This window comes from Nostocoides japonicum T1-X7 (genome assembly GCF_001046855.1).
Classification (GTDB): Bacteria; Actinomycetota; Actinomycetes; order Actinomycetales; family Dermatophilaceae; genus Nostocoides; species Nostocoides japonicum.
On record NZ_HF570958.1, the window covers coordinates 2,607,137 to 2,617,741 of the forward strand.

Below are 10,605 nucleotides of genomic sequence, written 5' to 3' on the forward strand. Positions count from 1 at the left end.
CCCCGCCGCTCGCCGGTACGGCATCGGCGCCCGGCCCATGCCGCTGAACCGTCGCGACCGATTCGAGCGCCGTGCCGTCCCCGCCAGCCGCAGCCCCGGCGGGCGTGGCATGGTCCCGCTGACCCGGCGCCCCAGTGCCCGGACCCGCTGCCGCCTCCTGCTCCGCTCCGGAGCGTCTGTCGTATGCCGCCGCCCCGGCCGGGACGCCGGCCGACCCCGCGCCGCCTGGCGCCCGCGCTGTGCCAGCATCGGCATCCGCGGCGGTGGATCCGGATCGGCTGTCGCCCATGGACTCGGTTCGACTATCACCGAGGGGACCGGTCCGACCATCACCGAGGGGACCGGTCCGACCGTCACCGAGGGGAGCACGGACCGCGGGGCCGTGGTCGGGAACAGGGACGGCCCGGTGGTGGAGCAGCTCGGCGCGCAGCCCGCGTGCCTCCTGGGTCCCGAGCGCGTCGAGGGACAACGACTCGTCGCGCTTGCTCGAGGCGGACCCCGTGCCGACGACGACCTTGCTCAGGCCGAGGAGCCGGTGGATCGGGCTGGAGGTGAGGTCGACGGTACGGACGCGGTCGAGGCGCGCCGAGAGGATGTGCCGGCTCACCAAGCCCTTGCGCAGCTGGATCTGCTCGGGAGTGATCCGGAACGACGTGGTGACATACCGGAGGACACCGATGCCGACGACGATGACGACCGGGAGCAGGTGCCACAGCTCGTCGCCATCGCCCGACTGGCGGAAGAGGAACAGGACGATGAGGGCGGGGAGGAACCGGATGAGCTCGTTGACGGGGTGGACGAAGAGCATCCGGCGGTCGAGCCGCCGCCACTTCGTATCCTCGGGCACCGGGCCCTCCAGCGGGGCGGCGGGGGCCGGTGCTCCCGCATCCGGCGCCTGCGGACTCGACCCGATCACCCGGGAACCCGCTCCAGGACCGTCCTCCGGCGCCCCAACCCCGTGACCACGCACCGCTGCCTCGGCATCCGAAGCCCCGCGACCACGAACGCCTGCATCGACATCCGAACCCGTTGCCACCGGGCCCCCGGCGCCCTCGCTCGGTCGGGCGGCTCCGGCGGCGTCCGCGCTTTCGGCGCCGGCGGTGGTCCGGGCACCGTCGGTGCCCTCGGGCCGCCGGTGCTCGGGGTCGCTCATATCGCGTCCCCCCGCTCGGATCCCTGACGCCCGGGATCGCTCATGTCGCGTCCCCCCGCTCGGATCCCTGACTTCCGGGATCGGTCATGTCGCGTCCCCCCGCTCGGCCTCGGTGCGCGTCGTGATGTCGTCGACGACCCGGGCAGCGAGCTCGGCGTCGAGTCCTTCGATGCGCAGCGGTCCCGCCGCGGAGGCCGTCGTCACCGTGACGGCCGACAGTCGGAGCAGCTGGGACAGCGGCCCGCGGTGGACGTCGACGGTCTGCACGCGCGAGAGCGGGGCGATCCGTCGCTCGACGACGAACCACCCGTGCTGGGTGTACACCGCCGTGTCGGTCACCTCCCACCGGTGCACGCGCCAGCGCCACGTCGGCATGACGACGGCATACGCGATGCCGACGAGCAGGACGAGCGCGACCATCCACCACGCGAGGTCGAACACGTGCCACACGAGGGTGAGCAGGAGCAGGACGGCGAGGAGGACGGCCCCCTGGAGGATCGCCAGACCGACCCAGAGCAGGCGCGCCCGTGGGCTGACCCGTTGGGTCGGCTCACGCAGGCGCAGGACCGACTCGGTCGACATCGGCGTTGGACCCCCTCGGTCGGCATACGGCTGGATCTCGCTTCCGAGCCTACGCGGACGGGCCGACATCCTCCCCTCCACCGCGTCGCCGGCTTCCCGGACGGAGAAGTTGCGTCGGGACGGAGCAACTCCTCCGTCCCGACGCAACTTCTCCGTCCGGCTGGAAGGGGCGGAACCCGGCGGCGAGCGACGGCGCATACGCTGCAGCCGTGACCTCGCAGGCGGCGCCCCCTCCCCGAGCAGCGACCGGGCCGGGCCGCCGCTACCTGTTCGCCGAGTCGTTCCTCCTCCTCGGAGTGTCCCTCGGCGCCTCGGGCATCTACTCGCTCCTCGACATCGTCAACCGGCTCACTCAGAGCACGCCGCTCTCGGCGCAGACCTCGACGCTCAACAACTCGGTGACGCCCGACCGGCCGTGGCTCGACCTCGCCTACCAGCTGACGGGTGTCGTCCTCGGCGTCGTGCCGGCACTCCTCGCGGTCGTCCTCCTCACGCGTGACGACCCTCGGGCCCGGCACACCATCGGGTTCGACCTCGCACAGCCGGCGAGGGACCTGCTCCGGGGCGCGGGACTCGCCGCGCTCGTCGGCATACCGGGTCTCGGTCTGTATGCCGGGGCCCGTGCCCTCGGGTTCAACACGACGGTCGCGGCAGCCAACCTCACCGACCACTGGTGGTCGGTGCCCGTCCTCGTCCTCGCGGCCGCGCAGAACGCCGTCCTCGAGGAAGTCGTCATGATCGGCTACCTCTACGCGCGATGGCTGCGGGCCGGGTGGTCGCTGCCGCTCGTCATGGGCGTCTCGGCCCTCATCCGCGGCTCCTACCACCTCTACCAGGGGTTCGGCGGCTTCGCCGGAAACGCGATCATGGGCCTCGTCTTCGGGTGGGTCTACACCCGCGCGAGACGGGTCGGGCCGCTCGTCGTCGCCCACACGATCCTCGACGTCGTCGCCTTCGTCGGGTACACGCTCCTCAAGGACCACCTCCACTGGCTGTGAGATCGGCGCCCGCTGTCGGGCCGTCCGACAGGGCGACCGGGTCCGGCCGGAGCCACCCGACGAGGATCGCTCTACGGTGGAGAGCATGAGTGATGACATGACGACCGCGGTCCCTGACCCGGGACCGGGCGACGCGACGACGGACCGGGTGGCCCCGCCGTGGGAGCCGCCCTTCGCCGGCACCGAGACGGAGGCGCTGCTCGGCGCGCTCGAGCGCCAGCGGGCGACGTTCCGGTGGAAGGCGGACGGCCTCGACGAGGCGGGCCTGCGCATGAGGATCGGCGCCTCGACGATGACGCTCGCCGGGCTCCTGAAGCACCTCGCCGCGTGCGAGGACTACCACTTCACGGTGAAGCTCACCGGCGAATGGGACGGCGAGCCGTGGCGCTCCCTCGGCCACGACCTGAGCAACGACTGGGAGTTCCGCACGGCGTTGGAGGACTCCCCCGAGGAGCTGTATGCCCTGTGGGGCGGTGCCGTCGCCCGCTCGCGGGAGCGGGTGGCCGCCGCGCTCGAGCGCGGTGGTCTCGACCAGGAGGTGGCCATCGACGACGGCGCCGGCCACCATGCGAACCTGCGGCGCCTCATCGTCGACTTCATCGAGGAGTATGCCCGGCACACCGGCCACGCGGACCTGCTGCGGGAGGCCGTCGACGGCCGCGTGGGCGAGGACCCTCCCTCCGACTGGCGCCCCTGACGCCGGGTACCCGGACGGTGGCTCCCGTGCTCCGCGGATCAGCCTGACGTCTCGAGGGTAGACGCGGCGTTCCGAGCGCAGACGGTGCTTCCCGAGCGGAGATGGCGACGTCGCGCTCAGGCGCCCGCGGGCCGCGGGGTGTCGGGCCGGCGCACGGCATACCCGAGGTGGACGACGCCCGAGGCGAACCGGCGCTCCCGGACGAGGCTCAGCTCCACCCGCATACCGAGCGGCAGGGCCGGGAGCCCGCCGCCGACCGAGATCGGGTGGACGTAGAGGTCGACGGTGTCGACGATCCCGGCGGCGAACGCGTGGGCCGCGATGGTGGGGCCGCCGATGCTCACGTCGGTCGGTGCGGCGTCGACGAGGGCGCGGACCGCGGCCGGGTCGAAGGCCGGTTCGAGCCGCGTCCGGGCCGTCGTCACCGTCGTCAGCGTGCGCGAGTAGACGATCTTGTCCGCGGCCTGCCAGATCTCGGCATACGACCGCTCGACCGCGCCCGCTCCCGCGAGGTCCGGAGCCTCCCAGAACCGCATCGTCTCGTACATCCGGCGGCCGTAGAGGTATGTGCCGACAGGCCGCTCCTCCTCGTTGACCGCATCGTGGAGCTCGGGGTCGGGCGCCGCCCACGCGAAGCTGCCGTCGGTGTCGACGGTGTAGCCGTCGAGCGAGCAGATGGTGCTGAACCGGAGCCGTCCCATCCCGGCAGTATGCCGGGCCGGTTCAGTACCCGTGTCGCAGTGCGGTCCGCAGATCCTTGTTGAGGGTGGAGATGACGTCCTGCGGGATCTCCTTGGGACATGCGGCGGAGCACTCGCCGATGTTCGTGCAGCCGCCGAAGCCCTCGTGGTCGTGCTGGGCCACCATCTTCACGACGCGCGAGTCCCGCTCCGGCTGGCCCTGCGGCACCTCCCCGAGGTGGGTGATCTTGGCGCCGAGGAAGAGCATCGCCGAGGCGTTCGGACAGGCCGCCACGCAGGCGCCGCAGCCGATGCACTTGGCGGAGTCGAAGGCCCGGTCGGCGTTGGCCTTGGGGACCGGGACGGAGTGGGCCTCCGGCGCGGCGCCCGTGTTGACCGTGATGAACCCCCCGGCCTGGATGATCCGGTCGAAGGCGGACCGGTCGACGATGAGGTCGCGGATGATGGGGAAGGCGTCCGCGCGCCAGGGCTCGACGGTGATCGTGTCGCCGTCCGAGAACGACCGCATGTGCAGCTGGCACGTCGTCGTGACCTCGGGACCGTGGGCCAGGCCGGAGATCATCAGACCGCACATGCCGCAGATGCCCTCGCGGCAGTCGCTGTCGAAGGCGATCGGCTCCTTGCCCTCGCTGTTGAGCTGCTCGTTGAGGACGTCGAGCATCTCGAGGAAGGACATGTCGCCGGACACGTCGTCGACCTGGTAGGTGACGAAGTCGCCGGCGACGTCGGGACCCGCCTGGCGCCAGATCTTCAGAGTCAGTCTCATCGGGGCCCCCGCGACGTATCGGTGGGAGTGACGAACGAAGAACTTCGTGGGGTGATCACTTGTAGCTCCGCTGCTTCAGCTCGATGGCGTAGTAGACGAGGTCCTCCTTGTGGAGCGTGGGCGGCTCGTCGCCGCCGTACTCCCAGGCGGCCGTGTAGAGGAAGTGCTCGTCGTCGCGCAGCGCCTCCCCGTCCTCGGTCTGTGACTCGGACCGGAAGTGCCCGCCGCAGGACTCCCGGCGATGGAGGGCGTCGATGCACATGAGCTCGCCGAGCTCGAGGAAGTCGGCGACCCGGCCGGCCTTCTCCAGGCTCTGGTTGAGGGTGTCCGCGGAGCCGAGAACCCGCACGTTGCGCCAGAACTCATCCCGCAGGGACCGGATGAGGTCGATGCCCTTGAGCAGTCCCTCCTCGGTCCGCTCCATGCCGCAGTACTCCCACATGACGTTGCCGAGCTCCCGGTGGAAGGAGTCGACCGACCGCGTGCCCTGGATGGACAGCAGCCTGTCGATGCGCTCCTGCACCGAACGCTGCGCCTCGACGACCTCCGGCGCGTCGTCGGCGACCGGCTTGAACGGCCCGCCCGCGAGGTAGTCGCGGATCGTGTTCGGCAGCACGAAGTAGCCGTCCGCGAGGCACTGCATGAGCGACGACGCACCGAGCCGGTTGGCCCCGTGGTCGGAGAAGTTCGCCTCGCCCGCGGCATACAGGCCCTCGATGGTCGTCTCGAGGTCGTAGTCGACCCAGAGCCCGCCCATCGTGTAGTGCACCGCGGGATAGATGCGCATGGGCACCTCGTAGGGGTTCTCCCCCGTGATCCGCTGGTACATGTCGAGGAGGTTGCCGTACTTCTCGGCGAGCTGCTCCTTGCCCATCCGGCGCATCGCGTCGCCGAGGTCGAGGTAGACCCCGCGGCGGAAGTCGCCGACCAGCGGGCCGACGCCCCGGCCGTCGTCGCACATGTACTTCGCCTGACGCGAGGCGATGTCGCGCGGGACGAGGTTGCCGAAGGCGGGGTAGATCCGCTCGAGGTAGTAGTCGCGGTCCTCCTCGGGGATGTCGCGCGGGTCCTTCTCGCAGTCCTCGCGCCGCTTGGGCACCCAGATCCGGCCGTCGTTGCGGAGGGACTCGGACATGAGGGTCAGCTTGGACTGGTGCTCACCGCTCACCGGTATGCAGGTCGGGTGGATCTGCGTGTAGCACGGGTTGGCGAACAGGGCCCCCTTGCGGTGCGCCCGCCACGTCGCGGTGACGTTGCAGCCCATGGCGTTCGTCGAGAGGAAGAAGACGTTGCCGTAGCCGCCGGAGGCGAGGACGACGGCGTCGGCGAGGTGGGTCTCCAGCGCCCCGGTCACCATGTCGCGGGCGATGATGCCCCGCGCCTTCCCGTCGACGACGATGAGCTCGAGCATCTCGTGCCGGGTGAACGGGGTGACGGTGCCGGCCGCCACCTGGCGCTCCATCGCCTGGTAGGCGCCGATGAGCAGCTGCTGCCCCGTCTGGCCCGCGGCGTAGAAGGTGCGCGCCACCTGGACGCCGCCGAAGGAGCGGTTGTCGAGGAGGCCGCCGTACTCGCGGGCGAACGGAACGCCCTGCGCGACGCACAGGTCGATGATCTTCGCGCTCACCTCGGCGAGCCGGTAGACGTTGCTCTCGCGGGAGCGGTAGTCGCCGCCCTTCACGGTGTCGTAGAACAGGCGGTAGACGGAGTCGCCGTCGTCGTTGTAGTTCTTCGCGGCGTTGATGCCGCCCTGCGCCGCGATGGAGTGCGCGCGGCGCGGGGAGTCCTGGTAGCAGAAGGACTTCACGTTGTAGCCCGCCTCGCCCAGCGTCGCGGCGGCCGATGCGCCGGCGAGCCCCGTGCCGATGATGATGACGGACAGCTTGCGGCGGTTGGACGGGTTGACGAGCTTGGCGTCGAACTCGCGCTTGGTCCACATCTGCTCGATGGAGACGTTCGGGGCCTTCGTGTCCTTGATCGGCGTGCCCTCGAAGTAGAGGTCGTGGACGAGAGGTCGACTGGGGGTCTCGGTCATCTCTGGGTCGTCCTCACTTGACGAGTCGGAACAGGACGGCGAGTGGGGGGATGAGGAACCCGACGACGACGACCGCGGCGACGACGTGCCCGAGGACCTTGGCCCTCGCATACGTCCCCTTGGTGTTCGTCCATCCGAGGGTCTGGTTGAGGCTGAAGACCCCGTGCGCGAGGTGCATGTAGAGCGCCAGCATCGCGACGACGTAGATGAGCGTCAGCCACCACACCTGGAAGGAGTCGACGACGAGCTGGAAGGGATTGTCGGGCACGGGCTTACCCGAGACGTCGACCCTCACGATAGTGAACTCGATGAGGTGCCACACGAGGAAGACGAAGATGAACACGCCACCCCAGCGCATCCACCGCGACGAGAGGCTCTGACGCACCCGCTTCTTCACGGCGTACTTGTGGGACCGGGCACGCTCGGCGCGACCCCACAGGGTGAAGGCGGCCCAGAGGTGGGCGACGAGCGAGACGAGGAGGACGATGCGCAGGACCCAGAGGAGCCCTGCGTACGGGAGCATCGGCTCGCCGATCGTCCGCAGGTGGTGCGCATAGTCGTTGTATGCCTCTTCACCCCACAGGAGCTTGAGGTTGCCGTACATGTGCGCGAGGACGAAGAGCGCGAAGATGGCGCCGGTCACCGCCATGACCATCTTCAGGGCAATCGTCGTGGAGCGCGCCGTCGGCCGCGTCGCGGGAGAGGTCGTCGTTGCCACGAGCCGAAACCTACCCCTCACAGGGAGCGTGTGCGGTGGAAGGTGAGCCTCACCTCGTGTGAGATCCGTCCGGTTACCGGCCCGTACGCCGGGGTCGGACGTATGCCGCGGTCGGGCGCGTCGGCGGCCTGGCGCGTCGGCGCGGGCTGGCGCGTCGCGGCCTGGCGCGTCGGCGCGGCCCCCTGGGTGGGCGACCCCTTTCGCACGTGCCGAGAAGATGCTGTCGATCGCGCCTGGAGACGACAACTACTCGGCACGTGCGGGAACCCTCGTCGCACGTGCCGAGAAGATGCTGTCGATCGCGCCTGGAGACGACAACAACTCGGCACGTGCGGAGGTCAGCGGGGGCGGTCGGCGATGACGGCGTCGTAGAGGGCCTTGCGCGACAGTCCCGTCGCCGCGGCCACCTCTGCGCAGACATCCTTGAGCCGCTCCCCGTGCGCGACACGATCCCGTATGCCGGGGAGCCGGCTCGCGAGGTCGGTCGCCTCCGGAGCCGCCCCTGCGACGACGATCGTCACCTCACCCCGCACGCCCTGGGCCGCCCAGTCCGCGAGGTCGTCGAGCCGACCCCTGCGGACCTCCTCGTAGGTCTTGGTCAGCTCGCGGCAGACCGCCGCCCTCCGGTCCGCCCCGAACGCGTCGGCCATCGCCCGCAACGTCGCCCCGGTGCGGTGCGGCGACTCGAAGACGACGATCGTGCGGCGCTCGGCCGCGAGGGCCGCCAGGGCGTGGGCTCGCTCCCCCGGCTTCCGAGGCAGGAACCCGTCGAAGCAGAACCGGTCGACGGGCAGACCGGACACGGCGAGCGCCATGAGGACCGCGCTCGGGCCGGGCAGGCACGTGACGTCGAGACCCGCTTCGGCGGCGGCGGCGACGAGACGGTACCCCGGGTCGGACACGGACGGCATACCGGCATCGGTGACGACGAGGACGGTCCCTCCACCGCGGACGAGGTCGACGAGCTCGGGCGTCCGCTCGGACTCGTTGTGCTCGTGGAAGGAGAGGAGCCGACCCGCCGGCGTGACCCCGAGGTCGGCGAGGAGGCGGCGGGTGCGGCGGGTGTCCTCGGCGGCGACGACGTCGGCGGTGGCGAGGGCTTCGAGGAGTCGGGGTGAGGCGTCCCGCGGGTTCCCGATGGGCGTCGCACCGAGCACGAGCCGGCCGCCCCCGCCTCCGCTGTCCGTCACCGCGCCATTATCTCCGCGACCCGCGACTGTCTCCGCGACCATCTCCCGCGACGTGGCCGCGACCCCACCTCGGCAGATGCTGGCTTTCCGTGGTCGGACCGACGACGAGACCACGACAACCTCACACCTGCCCCACCCCGCCTCGGCAGATGCCGGCTTTCCGTGGCCGAACCGCCCAGACGACCACGACAACCTCACACCTGCCCCACGTCGGTCTCGGCACGTGCCGAGACAATGTCGTCCCGGTGCGCCCCGACGCGCCCCGACAGCACGTCGGCACGTGCGGGGTTGTCGTGGTTGTCAGCACCAGGCGCGGCGCGACAGTCCGCCTGGAGCGCATCGGCGGCGGTTCACGCGTCCTTGTGGGGAAGCTGGCAAGACCCCTGACGCTGGCCAGCTTCCCCACAAGCCGTCGACGCATCGGCGAACCACGAGAAGCCCACACCTGCCGCACGTGCCGAGCTGATGTCGTCATGCGGGGAGCATCGCGCCGGAAAGGCCCGACTGGTGGCCCGGGCCTTTCCGGCGGCCCCCTATCGCGACGGCCCGAGAGCCGCCACGTTCCGTGAGCCACCCCCACCTGTGGCTCCTCTCGTGCGGTCTATTGCCACGAGCACCGTCTCGTTACAGTCACCACGCAAGATTCTTGACGAGATCCTCCGTCACAGCCCGAGCGTACGCATAAAAGGGATGGTTCGGACGTATGCGGACGACTGAATCCGTCACCCGGGCGTCTCCTCGCGAAGCCTGTTACCCTCGCGTGATGTCGCCGGGTGGCCCGCCGTGCGGGGTGAGGTGAGCAGGGCGGTGTCGCAGGCCGGGCGACCACATGGCATACGCGAGGTATGTCATGCCGGGGCTTTGTAACACGCTGGGGACCTGCGGCAATGAAACAAGCGGAGGGTGACGAGGGGCTGCCCGAGCTCGTTGCTGCCGTCCAGGAGGGGGATGGCCAGGCGCTCGAGACCCTCATCCGGCATTTCCGCCCTCGGATCTTCCGGTTCTGCCTGGCGCGCCTCGGAGACCAGCAGCTCGCGGAAGACGTGACCCAGGAGACCTGCGTGGCGCTTGTCTCGGCTCTGCCGACCTACGAGGACCGGGGTCACCGGCTCTCCTCGTTCGTCTTCGGCATCGCCGCCAACAAGGTCGCCATGGAGCGCCGGTCCGCCGCCCGCCGCCCCTCGACGACCGGCGACGACGTCCTCGTCGAGCGGGCCTCGACCAACCCCGGTCCCGAGGACACCGTCGTCCTGGCCGACCAGGTCCGTGCGCTCGCCGAACCGCTCGCCGCGTTGAGCGACCGCGACCGCGAGGTCCTGCTCCTCCGGGTCGTCGCGCAGCTGTCCGCCGACGAGGTGGGCCAGGCGTTGGGGATGTCGAGCGGCGCGGTCCGCGTGGCGCAGCACCGCGCGCTCAAGTCCGTTCGCGCACGGCTGGAAGGGGGTGGTCGGCGATGAGCGACGACATCAACGAGATGTATGACGACGCCGAGCTTCTCGCCGACGACGCCCTTCTCGACGCGCTCGCCGGTCGGGCTCCACTCCCCTCGTCGACGACCGACGCGGCCGCGCTCTCCCTCGCGGCCCTTGCGGCCGCGGTCGACCGTGTCCCCATCCCTGAGCTCGCCGCCGGCGCCCTCGGGCTCGGCGGAGCGGCCGGCGGTGCCGCTGGAGGCGGGGCAGCCGGGACCGGAGCCGGTGGAGCCGGGGGCGCCGGTGGAGCGGGAACGACAGGCGGGGCGACGGGTGCCGGCGGGGCGACGGGT

11 protein-coding genes are annotated in these 10,605 nt (G+C 70.9%); 4 read left to right on the forward strand and 7 right to left on the reverse strand.

From position 1 onward, the window contains the following. The coding region (locus tag BN12_RS11655) for a PH domain-containing protein (RefSeq protein ID WP_162233082.1) at nucleotides 1-847 on the reverse strand (847 nt) is incomplete at its 3' end. A 390-nt stretch (nucleotides 848-1,237) separates the two neighbouring features. Continuing rightward, nucleotides 1,238-1,735: a PH domain-containing protein gene (locus tag BN12_RS11660; RefSeq protein ID WP_048552653.1), complete on the reverse strand. Its 498-nt coding sequence runs from the start codon at nucleotides 1,733-1,735 to the stop codon at nucleotides 1,238-1,240. A gap of 209 nt (nucleotides 1,736-1,944) precedes the next feature. Between BN12_RS11660 and BN12_RS11665 the strand changes: the two genes are divergently transcribed. Together BN12_RS11665 and BN12_RS11670 are read left to right on the forward strand one after the other, a co-directional pair. Beyond that, nucleotides 1,945-2,733, forward strand: coding sequence for a CPBP family intramembrane glutamic endopeptidase (locus tag BN12_RS11665; protein ID WP_083454600.1), 789 nt, complete (start codon nucleotides 1,945-1,947; stop codon nucleotides 2,731-2,733). 85 nt (nucleotides 2,734-2,818) lie between these two features. Then, nucleotides 2,819-3,430 carry a mycothiol transferase gene (locus BN12_RS11670; protein WP_235432384.1) on the forward strand — a complete coding sequence of 204 codons (612 nt, stop codon included), beginning with the start codon at nucleotides 2,819-2,821 and terminating at the stop codon, nucleotides 3,428-3,430. A 116-nt stretch (nucleotides 3,431-3,546) separates the two neighbouring features. Here BN12_RS11670 and BN12_RS11675 read toward each other — a convergent pair whose 3' ends face one another. From BN12_RS11675 to rsmI, 5 genes are all read right to left on the reverse strand, one after another. Continuing rightward, nucleotides 3,547-4,131, reverse strand: coding sequence for a dihydrofolate reductase family protein (locus BN12_RS11675; RefSeq protein ID WP_048552656.1), 585 nt, complete (start codon nucleotides 4,129-4,131; stop codon nucleotides 3,547-3,549). A 22-nt stretch (nucleotides 4,132-4,153) separates the two neighbouring features. Next, complete coding sequence (locus tag BN12_RS11680) at nucleotides 4,154-4,897, reverse strand: succinate dehydrogenase/fumarate reductase iron-sulfur subunit (protein WP_048552658.1); 744 nt, start codon at nucleotides 4,895-4,897, stop codon at nucleotides 4,154-4,156. 55 nt (nucleotides 4,898-4,952) lie between these two features. Then, the gene (locus tag BN12_RS11685; protein ID WP_048552660.1) at nucleotides 4,953-6,932 is read right to left on the reverse strand and encodes a fumarate reductase/succinate dehydrogenase flavoprotein subunit; all 1,980 of its coding nucleotides are present in this window, start codon (nucleotides 6,930-6,932) and stop codon (nucleotides 4,953-4,955) included. A 13-nt stretch (nucleotides 6,933-6,945) separates the two neighbouring features. Further along, the gene (locus BN12_RS11690; protein WP_048552661.1) at nucleotides 6,946-7,650 is read right to left on the reverse strand and encodes a succinate dehydrogenase cytochrome b subunit; all 705 of its coding nucleotides are present in this window, start codon (nucleotides 7,648-7,650) and stop codon (nucleotides 6,946-6,948) included. A 338-nt stretch (nucleotides 7,651-7,988) separates the two neighbouring features. Then, the gene (gene rsmI, locus BN12_RS11695) at nucleotides 7,989-8,840 is read right to left on the reverse strand and encodes a 16S rRNA (cytidine(1402)-2'-O)-methyltransferase (RefSeq protein ID WP_048552662.1); all 852 of its coding nucleotides are present in this window, start codon (nucleotides 8,838-8,840) and stop codon (nucleotides 7,989-7,991) included. A gap of 887 nt (nucleotides 8,841-9,727) precedes the next feature. Between rsmI and BN12_RS11700 the strand changes: the two genes are divergently transcribed. Beyond that, nucleotides 9,728-10,297: a sigma-70 family RNA polymerase sigma factor gene (locus tag BN12_RS11700; protein ID WP_048552664.1), complete on the forward strand. Its 570-nt coding sequence runs from the start codon at nucleotides 9,728-9,730 to the stop codon at nucleotides 10,295-10,297. Further along, a partial coding sequence (locus tag BN12_RS25175) for a hypothetical protein (RefSeq protein ID WP_048552665.1) occupies nucleotides 10,294-10,605 on the forward strand: 312 nt, incomplete at its 3' end. The genes BN12_RS11700 and BN12_RS25175, both read left to right, overlap by 4 nt.